Origin of the sequence: Mesorhizobium sp. M0678 (assembly GCF_040320505.1) — a bacterium.
Taxonomy (GTDB): domain Bacteria; phylum Pseudomonadota; class Alphaproteobacteria; order Rhizobiales; family Rhizobiaceae; genus Mesorhizobium.
The window spans coordinates 1-14,470 of sequence record NZ_JAMYPT010000006.1 but is presented as its reverse complement, the minus strand read 5'-3'; the positions used below and the strand labels follow the sequence as shown (position 1 = coordinate 14,470).

At 65.1% G+C, this 14,470-nt stretch carries 16 protein-coding genes and 1 pseudogene; 9 read left to right on the top strand and 8 right to left on the bottom strand.

Annotation, left to right across the window (positions count from 1 at the left end):
* Positions 1-10 precede the first annotated feature (10 nt).
* The 5 genes from NKI29_RS12965 to hemC form a co-directional block, all read right to left on the bottom strand.
* The gene (locus tag NKI29_RS12965) at positions 11-490 is read right to left on the bottom strand and encodes a tellurite resistance TerB family protein (RefSeq protein WP_023678200.1); all 480 of its coding nucleotides are present in this window, start codon (positions 488-490) and stop codon (positions 11-13) included.
* Positions 491-529: 39 nt separating this feature from the next.
* Entirely contained in the window at positions 530-2,137 is a 1,608-nt protein-coding gene (locus NKI29_RS12960) for a heme biosynthesis protein HemY (protein WP_023678201.1), read from the bottom strand.
* 8 nt (positions 2,138-2,145) lie between these two features.
* A complete protein-coding gene (locus tag NKI29_RS12955) occupies positions 2,146-3,636 on the bottom strand; it encodes a COG4223 family protein (protein WP_023678202.1) in 1,491 nt (496 codons plus the stop codon).
* 502 nt (positions 3,637-4,138) lie between these two features.
* On the bottom strand, positions 4,139-4,846 hold the full coding sequence (locus tag NKI29_RS12950; RefSeq protein ID WP_023678203.1) for a uroporphyrinogen-III synthase: 708 nt from the start codon (positions 4,844-4,846) through the stop codon (positions 4,139-4,141).
* A 1-nt stretch (position 4,847) separates the two neighbouring features.
* Positions 4,848-5,774 (bottom strand): hydroxymethylbilane synthase, encoded by a 927-nt coding sequence (gene hemC, locus NKI29_RS12945; RefSeq protein WP_023678204.1) that lies wholly within the window; start codon positions 5,772-5,774, stop codon positions 4,848-4,850.
* Between the two features lie 101 nt (positions 5,775-5,875).
* Between hemC and tsaD the strand changes: the two genes are divergently transcribed.
* The 6 genes from tsaD to NKI29_RS12915 all read left to right on the top strand — a co-directional run bounded on the left by tsaD (position 5,876) and on the right by NKI29_RS12915 (position 9,970).
* Positions 5,876-6,961: a tRNA (adenosine(37)-N6)-threonylcarbamoyltransferase complex transferase subunit TsaD gene (tsaD, locus tag NKI29_RS12940; RefSeq protein ID WP_031212083.1), complete on the top strand. Its 1,086-nt coding sequence runs from the start codon at positions 5,876-5,878 to the stop codon at positions 6,959-6,961.
* Entirely contained in the window at positions 6,958-7,968 is a 1,011-nt protein-coding gene (locus NKI29_RS12935) for an NAD(P)H-dependent glycerol-3-phosphate dehydrogenase (protein WP_352569453.1), read from the top strand. Before tsaD ends, NKI29_RS12935 begins: the two co-directional genes overlap by 4 nt.
* Before the next feature lie 26 nt (positions 7,969-7,994).
* Complete coding sequence (locus NKI29_RS12930) at positions 7,995-8,291, top strand: YciI-like protein (RefSeq protein WP_352796400.1); 297 nt, start codon at positions 7,995-7,997, stop codon at positions 8,289-8,291.
* A 135-nt stretch (positions 8,292-8,426) separates the two neighbouring features.
* Positions 8,427-8,852, top strand: coding sequence for an EVE domain-containing protein (locus NKI29_RS12925; RefSeq protein WP_023680473.1), 426 nt, complete (start codon positions 8,427-8,429; stop codon positions 8,850-8,852).
* Positions 8,849-9,505, top strand: a complete 657-nt coding sequence (locus NKI29_RS12920) for a class I SAM-dependent methyltransferase (protein WP_023680474.1) — start codon at positions 8,849-8,851, stop codon at positions 9,503-9,505. The genes NKI29_RS12925 and NKI29_RS12920 overlap by 4 nt, the downstream gene beginning before the upstream one ends.
* 48 nt (positions 9,506-9,553) lie before the next feature.
* Positions 9,554-9,970: a DUF1761 domain-containing protein gene (locus NKI29_RS12915; protein WP_023680475.1), complete on the top strand. Its 417-nt coding sequence runs from the start codon at positions 9,554-9,556 to the stop codon at positions 9,968-9,970.
* Positions 9,971-9,973: 3 nt separating this feature from the next.
* Here NKI29_RS12915 and gcvA read toward each other — a convergent pair.
* A pseudogene (gene gcvA / locus NKI29_RS12910) lies at positions 9,974-10,894 on the bottom strand (transcriptional regulator GcvA).
* Positions 10,895-11,056: 162 nt separating this feature from the next.
* Here gcvA and NKI29_RS12905 point away from each other — a divergent pair.
* On the top strand, positions 11,057-11,305 hold the full coding sequence (locus NKI29_RS12905) for a hypothetical protein (RefSeq protein WP_352696959.1): 249 nt from the start codon (positions 11,057-11,059) through the stop codon (positions 11,303-11,305).
* Between the two features lie 109 nt (positions 11,306-11,414).
* On the opposite strand, the gene NKI29_RS12900 is transcribed toward NKI29_RS12905, so the two are convergent.
* Positions 11,415-11,951: a L,D-transpeptidase family protein gene (locus tag NKI29_RS12900; protein ID WP_352594151.1), complete on the bottom strand. Its 537-nt coding sequence runs from the start codon at positions 11,949-11,951 to the stop codon at positions 11,415-11,417.
* Between the two features lie 144 nt (positions 11,952-12,095).
* On the opposite strand from NKI29_RS12900, the gene NKI29_RS12895 reads away from it, so the two are divergent.
* Both NKI29_RS12895 and NKI29_RS12890 read left to right on the top strand, forming a co-directional pair.
* On the top strand, positions 12,096-12,779 hold the full coding sequence (locus NKI29_RS12895) for a response regulator transcription factor (RefSeq protein WP_023680479.1): 684 nt from the start codon (positions 12,096-12,098) through the stop codon (positions 12,777-12,779).
* 125 nt (positions 12,780-12,904) lie between these two features.
* Positions 12,905-13,360, top strand: a complete 456-nt coding sequence (locus tag NKI29_RS12890) for a Crp/Fnr family transcriptional regulator (RefSeq protein ID WP_023680480.1) — start codon at positions 12,905-12,907, stop codon at positions 13,358-13,360.
* Between the two features lie 46 nt (positions 13,361-13,406).
* Here NKI29_RS12890 and NKI29_RS12885 read toward each other — a convergent pair whose 3' ends face one another.
* Complete coding sequence (locus NKI29_RS12885) at positions 13,407-14,300, bottom strand: sugar phosphate isomerase/epimerase family protein (protein ID WP_352594143.1); 894 nt, start codon at positions 14,298-14,300, stop codon at positions 13,407-13,409.
* Positions 14,301-14,470: the final 170 nt, after the last annotated feature.

The window sequence follows — 14,470 nt, the reverse complement described above, 5'->3', positions numbered from 1 at the left end:
GGGATCCTGTCTATTCGTCGCTTGAGGTTCCGGCGGCACCAGGAGCCGCGGCGGCCGCCTTGAGGCGCGCCTCGACACGGTCGCGACGTTCGACGCCGATCAGCTCGGCGACCCGCCACACGGTATTGTCCTCGAGCTCGTGCAGCTCGCCATCGGCATAGACGATCTCCCACATCAGGCCGATGAAGGCCTTTCGCGCCTCGGCGTCGAGATGGCGCTTGAGCACGCTGGTGAAAGCGTAGAGGTCGATCGCCTCATTGTCGGCCCGCTCGCCGGCAGCCGCCAATGCGTCGAGTTCGTCGCCGCTGATCGAGTAGCTTTCAGCCAGCACCTTCTTGAACCGTTCCCATTCGGTATCCTGTCGCACCCCGTCGGCGTTCATCACGTGGAAAAGCAGGGCGGACGCGGCAATGCGCGGATCGTCGGCGCTGGGGCTGGCGCCACCACCGGACGGCAGATCCCTTAGAAACGACAAAACGCGTTCGAACATCAAATCATTCCCAATAAGCCCGGGTCCACTTGACCCTGATCAGAACAAACGAAACCGGCGCGTCGATTTATCCGCCGCGTCGTCTGGATCGACGCCGGGGTCGTCGGGCAGCCGCGTCAGCTCCTGCGCCGGCTCGACGGCCTCGGCATCTTCCGGCACTTGGGCAAACGCCGCCGCGGTGATTGGTGTCACATGATCCTCGCCGGCACGGTCGTCCGTCTTCTCCTCGGTCGCTGTGCCCGGTGTCTCCGCCGTGTGCTCGATCGTCCCGGCTCTTTCCTGTACCGGCCTGGCTGGAGCCGCGATGGCCGGCACCGGCGCCTCCGGCGTATCCTCATGACCGTCGATCAACTGTCCGAGCCGCTCCATCGGCGCCCGCCATTCGAATGCGTCGAGCCTGCCGGTGATCGGCGATATCGGAGCCCAGCGCTCGGAGACGACGCCGTCGGCGACCCAAGCCGGGTCGCGCGGCGCTCTCACCGCTTTCGACAGCAACTGCCGCACCTTGCCCTGGTCGGCGGTTTCGGCCTCCTCGATATCGGCCAGCAGCAGATAAGCGCCTTCGCGGCGATCGATGCGGATGGCGGCTTCAGCCTCCCGGCGGGCGGTTGAAAACTCCTGCGCATCTAGCGCGGCGCGCGCCACGGCAAGCGAGGACTCGGCATGGTTCTTCTTCAGCTCCTGCAGCTTCTTTGCCCGGTTCAGCCGGTCGAGCACGGCATCGCCCGGCCTGGCATGGCTGTAGAGCTCGGCGATCTCCGGATGGGGCTCGGCCTTCCACGCCGCCTCGAGGATTTTCGAGCCTTTGCGCACGTCGTTCTGCCTAAACAGCAATTTCGCCGCGACGACCGCCGCCGGTGCAAAATCCGGCCGCAGCCGGTTGGCTTCGAGCGCCGCCGCCCTTGCGGCATTGGCATCGCTGTCGATCAGCGCCTGCGCCTTGGCGGTCAGCAGCACGGCGCGGCGCCGGTTGGCGGCGTCACGCTCGATCTGCCGGGTCGACTTCTGGGCGTCGACCAGTTTCAGCGCGCCATCCCAGTCGCCGCGTCCGGTCAGGTCTTCCAGCGTCGATTCGGCCGCCCAGGCCAGTTGCGGCGCCACCGCCGCGGCACGGCCGGCATAGTGGCGGGCTGCGTTGCGGTCGCCGAGCCGCTCGGCCTCGAGATAAAGTCCGCGCAGGCCGAGCAGCCGCATTTCGGGATCATCGAGCATGGTCTCGAACTTTTCGCGGGCGCCTTCATGGTCGCCTTCGAGCAGCGAGGCCTGCGCGTCGAGCAGCTGGATCAGTGGCTCCTGATCGGAGCGGATCAGCTTTGCCGCTTCCTTGGTCTTCTTGCGGGCGAGCGCGCCGTCACCGGCGCCGGCGGCGATCATCCCGGTCGACAGCGCCTGGTAGCCGCGGTCGCGGCGACGCACGCGGAAATAGCGCGAGATCGTATAGGGGCTGTTCCACAGCGCCTTGACCAGCCACCAGACGATCATCACCGCGGCAACCACGGCAACGACCGCCACCGCCGCGACCATCAGGCTGACCTGGTATTGATAGCCGTTGAAGGTGACGAGCATTTCGCCCGGCCGGTCGGCCAGCCAGGCGAAGCCGAGCCCGAGCGCAAAGACGACGGCAAGGAAGGCGAGGATGCGGATCATTGGGTTCCTCACGCCTTCATCGCGCCGGCGATGAGCGAATCGATCTGCGTCTCGACCTCCATCCGCGCTTTCAGCTTGCCGGCAAAGTCGGCGCCGGCGGCCTTGGCCGCCTCAGGCAGGGTTTCGTATTCGCTGAGCGCCTTGGCGTAGTCGCCCTGGTTGACCGCGACCTCCATGCGCGCGACGGTTTCCGGAACGCCGGTGCCTTCGACGGCGCCGATCGGCCTGACCTTGACCAGCGATTCGGCGCTGGACAGCAGCTTCTGCAGGATGCCGGCATTCTGGTCGATGGGCGTCGCGGCAGCGACCATCGCGTTGGCGGCGCCGTCCGCTTCGGCGGCGATCTCGGAGCGCATCGGGACGCCCTTTTCGGCATAGGTGCGCAACGTCGCGATCTCGGGCGCATCGGGTGAGATCGCGGCAAAGGTTTCGAGCTCGGCGCCGAACGGTGCACCACGGTCGAGCGCTGCCTTGAGCGCCGAAGCGGCAATGGCCAGTGCGATCTTCGGCTGCGAAGCCTGTGCATCGACCTTGCCCGAGATCTGTGAAACCGACTGTTCCAGGGCCGCAAGCCGGCTGTCCTGCGCCTTTGTCGTCTCGCCGGCCGATTTCACCAGCGCATCGAGCGCGGCCAGCCTTTCGTTGAGCGGGCCGAGATCGACCGGCGCCGTACCGCCGGCCTTGCCGAGGGCCGCAACCGCCGTCTCGATCTGCCTTACCTTGTCGCCAAGTGCTGCCAGGCCGGCATTGCCGCCGGCACCGCCTTGCTCGACGGCCGACTTCAACGTCGCAACGTCCGCCCTTACCTGATCCAGCGCCGACGACAGCCCGTCCACCTTGGCCGATGCGTCATTGTTGGCGCCGGCCTGTCTGAGGTCCGCGACCTCGCGTTTCAGCGAAACGATCTCACCATTGACCGCGTCGAGCGACACGCCGCCCGACCCCGGCGCACCGAGCAGGCCGGCAAATTGCAGCCCGCCGGCCGCGGCGAGGGCGATGACGCCGCCGATAATACCGGCGGCGATGCCGTTGATGCCGCTTCGCTTCGGCTGCGCTGCCATATGGTCGTCCCTCGTCTCAGCTGTCTTCTCGCCGGAACCTGGGATCCCCGGTTCGTTGGCCCCGGTTCCGCTGGATGCATCTTCGAAACTGTAGTCGGAAACCGTGGAGCGCCCGGCCGGCGCATCCGAACCGGCGGGATAAGGGGTTTCCGCTTCCCTGGCAGAATCGACGCCGGCATCCGCCGGCTCTTGCGTGCCGGCCGGCGCGGCTGCGTCGGCATGTTCCCATGGCTCGAGATCGGTCTGGTCCGCATGCACCGGCTCTTCAGGTGGCTCCGGCTGCGAGGCGTTCGCCGCTTCCTCGGCCCGCGCCTCGTCGGTCTGCGAGGTCACGGCATCCTGTTCGTCGGCGACTCGCGAGACGGCGCCAGGCTCAAGCTCGATGGTCACCGGCTCACGGCGGCTCTTGGAATGCCGCATCTTCGGCGTCTTGACCATGCTCGGGCTCCGCAAAATTCGCTTCGGGATGGTTTGAAGGGTCTAGCACATCACCAAGCGGTGAAAAGGGGCGGCGTGATGACGCCACGGCCTGGAGTTCAGTTTTGGCAAAACGCCGCAGGGCCGAATCCACGTTTCAAGCCAAGGCCCATGCTCGGCACACAAAAAACCCGCCTCGGCGGGCGGGTCGTTGGAGCCAATTAGCACCATAACTAGATTAGTAGCATAGCTGCCGGCACAAAGCAAGAACAAAATGTGCCCGAGCGCAGTCATCCACGTTGGCACTGCCCCTCATCACCCTGCCGGGCACTTCTCCCCGTATAGTGACGGGGAGAAGGGCTCTCACGAGTCCAGACGCTTCTTCTGCAACGCTGGAGGTTGGCGAAATCCTCGGCGAAGGCACCCTCTCCCCGTCACTATACGGGGAGACGATGCCGGCAGGCAGGTGAGGGGCGGCGCCAACCTTTGGAACAAGCTGGCACAGAGCAGCGGCGGATGCCGGTCAGCGCGACGCCTGCAAAAGTCCCAGCAGCGCGTCCTCGCTGGGCTCAGGCGCAATCCGGATCTCGGCGACATCGCCCAAGGCCGCGGCGATGCGCCCCGATAATCCGAAAAAGCGCGTTTTTTCAAAAACACCGCGCAGCACCGGCCGGCTAGCCAGGGCCTGCATAGCGGTGGCCGCCTTGGCCGAATAGAGCAGCACCGCCTCGACCGGCCGGGCGGACAGGCGCGCAAGAACGGCCTCATCGGAGTAATCCAGGACAACGGTGTCGTAGGTCTCGACGGCGCGGACCTGAACGCCCGACGCCAACAGCCCTTCCTCGAAGCCGGGAAATCGCACCCGCCCGCAGAGATAGACGATCGTCTGCCCCGCGTAACCGCCAGCAAGCGCATCGGCCAGCGCCTCGGCATTGCCCGGGCCTTCGCTGACCGACAGAAACCCGGCAGCGCGGGCGGCTTCCGCCGTCATCCTGCCGACGGCGTGGCACGGCAAGCCGGCGAACGCCGCGATGACCTCTTTCGGCGCATGGCGAACGGCATTGGCGCTGGTGACCGCGACCGCCGCGGCGTCAGCGAGCGCGCCGGCATCGACCGGCAGCGCCACGGTTCCGGTCAATGGCAGCAGGATCGGCTGAAAGCCGGCATCCGCAAGCCGGCGCCCCGTGCGCGACGCGCCTGGTTCGGGCCTCGTCACAAGGACGCGGAGCATGTCAGGTCCAGCCATCGAAGAATGTTTCGCCGGCCTTGGCCCGAACGGTCGCCGCGGCTTCCGCGCCAATGCGCGCCGCCTCCTGCGCCGGCCCTTGCAGCCTGACTTCATGCGACTGCGTGCCATCGGGCGAGATGATCAGCCCGGCAAAGGAAACCGTTCCGCCCGATATCGTCGCATGTCCGGCGATCGGCGTGCGGCAGGACCCGTCGAGCGCCGCCAGGAAGGCGCGCTCGCAGGCCAGCGCCTCGCCGGTCGGCCCGTCGTGGATCGCTGCCAGCATCTGTTCCACGTCGCGGTCTCCGATGCGGCTTTCGATGCAGATCGCGCCTTGCCCCGGCGCCGGCGGAAAGACCTCGAGCGGCATCAGGTCGGTGACGACGTCTTCGAGCCCGAGCCGCTTCAGCCCGGCATAGGCGAGGATGGTGCCGTCGGCGATGCCGTCGTCGAGCTTGCGCAGCCGCGTCTGCACATTGCCGCGAAACATCACCACTTCGACGTCCGGCCGCATCCGCCGGATCAGCGCCTGGCGCCGCAGCGACGACGAACCGATCCTGGCGCCTTGCGGCAGGCCGGCAATCGTTCGCGCCGCCTTGCCGATGAAGGCATCGCGCGCGTCCTCGCGCGGCAGGAACGCGGACAGTTCCAGCCCCTCGGGCAACAGCGTCGGCATGTCCTTCGACGAATGCACGGCGATGTCGATGCGGCGCGCCAGCAGCGCCTCCTCGATCTCCTTGGTGAACAGGCCCTTGCCGCCGGCTTCCGACAGCGGTCGGTCCTGGATGCGGTCGCCGCTGGTCGAGATGACGACCACCTCGAAAGCTTCCGCCGGCATGCCATGCGCCGCCATCAGTCGCGCCTGCGTTTCATGCGCCTGCGCCAGCGCCAGCGGGCTGCCGCGTGTTCCGATTTTCAAGGTTGTTTGCATGACGCGCCGTCCGTGATAACCCCCGGCAGGTTTTCGGGTTTTCTCCTATCGGGGAAAGGCCGACAGTACAATCTGTACGATTTTTGGACAGCGACGAATTGATCCGCGTTCTGGGCATCGAGACGAGTTGCGACGAGACCGCCGCCAGCGTGGTGACGCTGGACGGTCGCAGCACGCCGCAAATCCTGTCGAACATCGTGCTCAGCCAGATCGAGGAGCATGCTGCTTTCGGCGGCGTCGTGCCGGAGATCGCCGCGCGCGCCCATGTCGAGGCGCTCGACGGCATCATCGAGGCAGCGCTCGCCGATTCCGGCGTCGACCTCGCCGACATCGATGCGATTGCCGCCACCGCCGGTCCCGGTCTTGTCGGCGGGCTGATCGTCGGCCTGATGACGGCAAAAGCAATCGCCGCGGCAGCCAAAAAACCGCTGATCGCCATCAACCATCTCGAAGGCCACGCGCTGACGGCCAGATTGACCGATGGGCTCGACTTTCCCTACCTCTTGCTGCTGGTCTCCGGCGGCCATACCCAGATCGTCGCCGTACGCGGCGTCGGCGACTACCAGCGCTGGGCGACGACGATCGATGACGCGCTTGGCGAGGCCTTCGACAAGACGGCCAAGATGCTCGGCCTGCCCTATCCGGGCGGACCGAATGTCGAGAAGGCGGCGGCAAATGGCGATGCGGCCCGTTTTGCCTTTCCGCGCCCGATGAAGGGCTCGGTGCAGCCCGATTTTTCCTTCTCCGGCCTCAAGACCGCGGTCCGCCAGGCAGCCACCGCGATCGCCCCGCTGAGCGACCAGGATGTTGCCGATATCTGCGCCTCGTTCCAGGCGGCGGTGGCGGATGCGCTGGGCGACCGTGTTGCGCGGGCGCTGACCCGGTTCCGTCAGCAATTCCCGGACAAGGCCGAGCCTGCATTGGTTGTCGCCGGCGGCGTGGCCGCCAATCGGACCATCAAGGCGACATTGCAGGGCCTGTGCGAGCAGGCCGGGTTCAGCTTCGTCGCGCCGCCGCTCAACCTCTGCACCGACAATGCGGCGATGATCGCCTGGGCCGGCATCGAGCGCTTGCGCGCCGGCATATCAGGTGAAAACGCCGCCGATTTCGTGCCGCGCTCGCGCTGGCCGCTGGACAGCGTCTCGGCCCCGATGGTCGGCTCGGGCCGGCGTGGGGCCAAGGCATGACCGGCAGCGGGCACAAGGCGCCAAGCGGCTGGCGCGTCGCCGTGCTCGGCGGCGGCGCCTGGGGCACGGCGCTGGCGCTGGCCACGCTGCGCGCCGGTCATTTCGTCCGCCTCTACGCGCGCGACCCGGAGACCGTCGCGGCGGTCGACCGTGGCGAAAATCCGCGCTATCTGCCGGGCATCGCGCTCGATCCCGGCATCGTGGCGACGAGCGACATCGAGGCGGCGCTCGACGGTGCCGACTGCGTTCTGGCGGTAGCGCCGGCGCAATCGTTGCGGATTATGCTGACGGCCGCGTCCAGCCATATGCCGAAAGGCATCCCGCTGGTCCTCTGCGCCAAGGGCATCGAGCGCGACACCGGCGCGCTGCTATCGTCCATCACCGAGGAAATACTGCCGGCAAATCCGGTCGCCGCTTTGTCCGGCCCAAGCTTTGCCACCGACGTCGCCAGGGGCCTGCCGACGGCCGTCGTGGTCGCCGCCCGCGACGAGGCTCTGGCCACCGACCTTGCCGCCCGCTTTTCGGCGGAAAATCTGCGCTGTTATTCGAGCGACGATCTAATCGGCGTCGAGATCGGCGGCGCGCTGAAGAACGTCTTTGCCATTGCCGCGGGTGCCGTCACCGGCGCCGGGCTCGGTGCCAGCGCCCAGGCGGCGATGGTGACGCGCGGCTTCGTCGAATTGCGCCGCATCGGCGCCGCCTTTGGCGCCAAGCCGGAGACGCTGATGGGGCTTTCCGGCCTCGGCGACCTGCTGCTCACCTGCTCGTCCGCGCAGTCGCGCAATTTCGCCTATGGGCTGGCGCTGGGGCAAGGCAAGCCGCTTGCCGGCCTGCCTTTGGCCGAAGGCGTGCCGACGGCGGCAATCGCCGCCCGCATCGCCGGCGAGCGCCGGATCGACGCGCCGATCATCGCCGCCGTCGCCGCCATACTGGACGGCACCATAACCATAGACCAGGCTGTGTCGGCGTTGATGACAAGGCCACTCAAGACCGAAACCGACATGTAATCGCGAACGATTGCGGAGATGGAAAGATGCTGTTTGCGTTGATTTGCAAGGACAAGCCAGGAAGGCTGCAGGTGCGGCTCGATACGCGGCCCAAGCACCTTGCCTTCCTGGAAGGGCTGAACGGCGACAAGAAATTGGCCTTCGCCGGCCCGTTCCTCGACGCCGACGGCAAGCCGAACGGCGCTCTCGCCGTTGTCGAGGCGCCCGATCTGGCTGCGGCAAGAGCCCTGTCGGCGTCCGATCCCTATACCAAGGCAGGGCTGTTCGAAAGCGTCGAAATCCGGCAGTGGAACTGGAGCTTCAACAAGCCGGCGGATATCTGATGCATGTCGCGCAAAAGTGTGCAGCGGTTTTGTGATAACGACATGCATACAACAAGAACCTAAAGCGCGTCGCATGAGGCCGGTCGAACGCGACGCGCTTTTAGTCGCGGCGGCACCCTGAGGAGGAGCAACACAATGAACTACTGGCTGTTCAAATCCGAACCTTCGGTCTTCTCCTTCGAGGACCTCAAGGCCAAGGGCAAGGCCGGCACGCAATGGGACGGCGTGCGCAATTATGCGGCGCGCAACAACATGAAGGCGATGCAGATCGGCGATCTCGGCTTCTTCTACCATTCCAATGACGGGCTGGACATCGTCGGCATCGCCGAAGTCTGCGCTCTGGCCCATCAGGACAGCACCACCGACGATCCCCGCTGGGAGTGCGTCGACATCCGCGCCTTCAAGGCCATGCCGAAGCCGGTGACGCTGGAGCAAGCCAAGGCCAATCCAAAGCTGGCCGACATGGCGCTGGTGCGGCTCGGGCGGCTGTCTGTGCAGCCGGTGACGCCGGCCGAATGGCAAGAGGTTTGCCGCATGGGCGGCCTGACGCCGGCGCCATGACGGCGCTGACGCCGGACAGCGCCAGGAAATTCATCCTCGACAACACGGCGCTGATGGCGCCGCCGCATGTGCCGGAGATCCGCCTGCACCTGGCCGACGAGGCACATGAACTATGGCAGCGGACCGAGGACGAGCTGACCGAAATCGGCCTGCCGCCGCCCTTCTGGGCTTTTGCCTGGGCCGGCGGCCAAGGCCTTGCCCGCTACATCCTCGACAATCCGGCGGCGGTGCGCGGCAAGCGCGTGCTGGACTTCGCCTCCGGCTCCGGCCTTGTCGCCATTGCCGCGGTGAAGGCCGGAGCTGCCGAGGTGATCGCCGCCGATATCGACCCATTCTGCGCGACCGCGATCCGCCTCAATGCCGAGGCAAATGGGACCGAGATAAAATTCCTCATCGGCGACTGCATCGGCAGCGATGCCGGCTGGGACTTGGTGCTGGCCGGCGACGTCTTCTACGACAAAACTTTCGCCGACAGGCTGATGCCGTGGTTCGTCGCGCTGAAGGCGCGCGGCGGCGACATTCTCGTCGGCGATCCCGGCCGTTCCTATCTGCCGAAGACCGGGCTGGAGCCGCTTGCCGTCTATGAAGTGGCGGTGACCCGGGCGCTGGAGGACGCCGAGGTCAAGCGCACCACCGTCTGGCGCCTTGCTTGACGGCATCGCCGAACAGGCGTTCCATCGCGCAATCGACCGGAGGGAACCATGGATTTTTCAGCAATCAATTGGCTGGCGGTAATCGTTGCTGCCGTCGTGGCGTGGCTGTTCGGCGCGGCCTGGTACATGGGCTTGAGCAAGCCGTGGCTGAAGGCCGCCAAGCTTGATCCGGCGACGATGAGTAAATCGATGCTACCCTTCGTCGTCTCCTTCATCGCGGAGCTCGTCATGGCGCTGGTCATGTCGCTGATCATCGGCGCCGTAACCGGCGGCGAGCCGAGCCTGCTTGCCGGGGTGATCTTCGGCTTCGTTCTCTGGCTGGGGTTCGTCGCCACCACGCTTTCGGTCAACCATCGCTACGAAGGTTTCGGCTGGGATCTGACGCTCATCGATGTTGGTCACTGGCTCGGCGTGCTGCTTCTCATCGGCGCGGTGATCGGCTGGTTCGGCGCGGCGGCGGGCTGACCGTCAGCTCGGCGTCTTGGCGATTTCCTCGAGAAGCCAATCGCGAAAGGCGACGATGCGCGGATCATTCGCCGCGGTCTCCGGATAGACCAGGAAATAGGCGAATTCAGGCGCCACCTTGATGCCGAGTTCGAACGGTCGGATCAGCCTGCCTTCGGACAGGTCGTTTGCCACCATGGCGAAATCGGCGAGCGCGACCGCGTTGCCGTCGAGCGCGGCCTGGACGGCATCGGTCGAGTTGCCGAACACGATGGTCCGGCTGCCGTCGAAATCGTCGACGCCCGCCGCCGCCATCCACATGCTCCAGTTGGGCCAGGTGACGCCCTGGCGCGACCACTCGATATGGGCCAGCGTATGATGAAACAGGTCGCGCGGCTCTTTCAGCCGCGGCCCCGCCCGCAGCAAGGCCGGGCTGCAGACGGGGATGATGACGTTTTCGAACAGCCGGTGCGAGCGAAGCCCCGGATATTTGCCGGTGCCGAAACGGATGCCGAGATCGACGTCGTCGCGATCGAAGTCGCGCACCTCGTAACTGATGTCGAAACGCAGCTCGATTGCCGGATGCTGCTTGCGAAAATCGTCGACGCGCCGCATCAGCCACTTCGTCGCGAATTGCGCATCGAGGGTGACCTTCAGCAGCGCCGATCCGCGCGCCGTCTTCTGCGCCCGTTAGACGGCCCGGCCAAGCAGGTCGAGCGCATCGGTCGAAGCTTCGAACAGCACCGCGCCAGCCTCGGTCAGCCGGATCGTGCGGCTGGTGCGTGTGAACAGCACGATGCCGAGCTGATCCTCGATTTCCTTGATCTGATGGCTGACCGCTGCCGGCGTCAGGCCGAGCTCGTCGGCGGCGCGGGTGAAATTGAGGTGCCGCGCCGCTGCCTCCAGCGTCCGCAGCGCACGGGTTCCAGGCAGCAGGCGCGCCATCAGTGCCAGACGAGGAGGGTTCGGTCGAGCATTCCAATCATCAAACAAAACTTGAAGATGTAGAAAAAACTACTCGTTTCCCGTTTGAATTTCAATCCGCCATGCTCTGAGCATCGAAGAAACATCAAACCGGATTTGATGTCCGGAGAAGCGGATTGCACCATGTCTGACATCGCCTTGCGCTCGGTAACCCTCCGCCCGGCCTGGCTGCGCGCCGTGCTTGACTGGTTTCGCCATGCAAAAATCGCCGTCAATCTCCCCTGCGAGAATGTCGAGGATCTCTCCGATCGCCAGCTGCGCGACATCGGCGGCGAACGCAAGGACATCGCACGCGCCATGGACCGCGAACTCGGCCGGCTCGGCCTTCTCGACATAGGGTGGCAGAGGCCGAGGAAGCGGATAGGGCAGTAGTGAATGGTGAATGGTGAATGGGAAGCTAGGCGGTGCGCCTGCACATGTCCCTATCGATCGCTTCTCACCACTCACCATTCACTATTCACTATTCACTATTCACTATTCACTACCTCACCACCCTTACCACCGTCCGCTCCGACAGCAGCGGCAGCAGCCGTGCCATGGTGCGGGCCGTTACCGCGACGCAGCCTTGCGTCGGCGCGAAGCCGGGGCGCGCCAGGTGGAAGAAGATGGCGCTGCCGCGCCCGCGCCGGCGCGGCACAATGTTCCAGTCCAGCACCAGGCAGGCGTCATAGAGATCGTCGGTGCGCAGCATCCGCTCATGGCTGGCGCCATAGGGGATTTTGACCGGGCGGTTGTAGTTGCGGTCCCCAGGCACTTCGCACCAGCCGAGGTCGCGGCCGATCGGCATCATCGCCAGCCGCGTCCGGCGGCCGCCGGCAAAACGGTCGCCGCGAAAATATCCCGACAATATCCGCATCGAGGCAAGCGGCGTGGCGCCGTCGCCCTCGCGCTTGCCGGCCGAGATGCCGCCATGCCCCAGCGCACATGGAAACACGAGTTTGCCGGCCTGCAGAAAGCCCTGGCTGGGTTGGCCGGGGCGCGCGCGCACGGTGAGCACGGTGAGCCCTTTCGGCAAAATTGCGCCGACTGCATTGCGATCGTGTTTTTTCTTGTATGATCGTGCCACGGAACAAATCACTGTGAACGGCTGTTGTGCCGGTCAGCTTCCGCATAAACAGGCAGCGGTCAACTGAAATCTCTTTTCAAAACAACGGATTGATCCATGACTTCACGCACCATTCTGATCGTCGACGACGATGACGACCTGCGCGGCACCCTTGTCGAGCAATTGTCGCTTTATGAGGAATTCGATGTCCTGCAGGAAGCGACCGCCGCCAAAGGCGTCGCCACGGCGCGTGGCGGGCTCATCGACCTGCTCATCATGGATGTCGGCCTGCCCGACATGGATGGCCGCGAGGCGGTAAAGATATTGCGCAAGGGCGGCTACAAGGCGCCGATCATCATGCTGACCGGCCATGATACCGATTCCGACACCATCCTTGGCCTCGAGGCCGGCGCCAACGACTATGTGACGAAGCCGTTCCGTTTTGCCGTGCTGCTGGCCCGCATCCGCGCGCAGTTGCGCCAGCACGAACAGAGCGAGGACGCCACTTTCTCGGTCGGCCCCTACACGTTCAAGCCCAGCCAGAAGCTTCTGATCGACCCGCGCGGCGCCAAGGTGCGGTTGACCGAAAAGGAAGCCTCGATCATCAAATATCTCTACCGTGCCGACCAGAAGGTGGTGACCCGCGACGTGCTGCTGGAGGAAGTCTGGGGCTACAATTCCGGCGTCACCACGCATACGCTCGAAACTCACGTCTACCGGCTGCGCCAGAAGATCGAGCGCGATCCTTCCAACGCGGAAATTCTCGTGACAGAAAGCGGCGGCTACAAGCTGGTTCCTTAAACATTTCATTATTCAAATAAGCGATCCGGGCGGGGCGCTTTTCGGGTACGGTCCTGAGGCTGGAGGTGGTTTTGGATCGGCCTCGTAGGGGAGGAGTCGGACTGACGGTTCGGGGACATAGCTAGATGGCGCTGGATGACGACATCCGCATCCTGTCCACCGTGAGGCTCTTCGAGGGCTTTACGCAGGAACAGCTGCGTCTGCTCGCCTTCGGCGCCGAAACCACCATGTTGAAAGCCGACCACAAGCTTTACCGCGAGGACGACGAGGCTGATTCGGCCTACATCGTGGTCAGCGGCCGCATCGTCCTCTACCGCGAGCACGACGGCGAGCGCATCCCGATCGGCACCGCCGGCCCCGGCACCATACTCAGCGAACTGGCGCTGATCGCCGACACCAACCGGCTGACCAGCGCCTCCGCCGAAATCGATTCGGAAGTGCTGCGGCTCAGCCGCAAGATGTTCCGCCGCATCCTCGAGGAATACCCGGAACTGGCGGTTCACTTGCACCAGCGCATTTTGGAGGATTTCCAGGCGATGATCCGCCGCATCGAGGAACTTGGGCCGCGTTTTGCCGGCTAATATAGCGCCTCTGGCCTAACCAGATCGATTTCGGAACTGCGAGGGCTCAGGGCCGGTGCGTTGCGGAAACAAGCTCGGCCTTGCGTCGCGCCGTCTCCAGTCCCAGCGCAATGAAGCGGCGCGCATGCTTGGCCAGCTCCATATTGTCGGTCCACAGATTGCGCCAGATCGCGGTTTTCCGCGACAGGTTCTCGTCGACGATTTCCGACGAGAAAGATTCGAAGCTGAGGTCGTCGCTGTAGCCGATGGCGGTCAGCGCGTCGAATATCGCGGCAAAATCGATATTGCCGGTGCCGAGGAAGCCGCGATGGCTCTCGCCGATATGGACATAGCCGATCTTCCCGACCGCATTGCGAATGGCCAGGCCGACATCGGCCTCCTCGATGTTCATATGGAAGCTGTCGAGATGCAGGAAGATGTTGTCGGAGCCGCTGTCCGCGATGAAGGCCATGCCTTGCGCGGCGGTGTTGAGCAGATTGCTTTCGAAGCGGTTGACGATTTCGAGGTTGAGGGTGACGCCGGCTGATTTTGCCGTGTCCGCCACCTCGGCCAGCGTGCCGGCGCTGCGGTTCCACTGGTCACGCGTCGGCGCCTCGCTCTGCAAGCCGTGGCTGGTGCTGAGTATGCCCGCAACCTTCTGGCCGCCGAGATCGCGGGTCAGCGCGATCGTACGTTCCAGGATTTCGACGCCGTGCGCGGCAATCGTTTTGTCGGCGCTCGAAATATCGCCGTCGGCCGGCAGTCCAATGCTGATCGCAACGCCGAGGCCGAGATCGGCGATCCGCTTGGCCAAGCCGTCAATGTCGACATTGGCGGGGTCGAGATAGGAGAATTCGATCAGGTCGAAGCCGGCTTCCCTGGTGTTGGCCAGCGTCCGCTCGAGGTCGCCCTGCGCCGAGCTCGCCGACCAGACGAATGAGTGGATTCCGATGCGCGACATGATCGTCTCCGGTTATTTCCAGCTGACCCAAGTCCAAAGCGGTTTTGGCAATCCGATGCTCGGACAAAAAGGTGCGGGCGGGGATAACCGCCGCCCCACCGGTGGGGGGCGTAGGCGGCCGGCGGGCAGCCCCGGGTATACATAAAAATATATTGAGGGGTCAGCGTAGG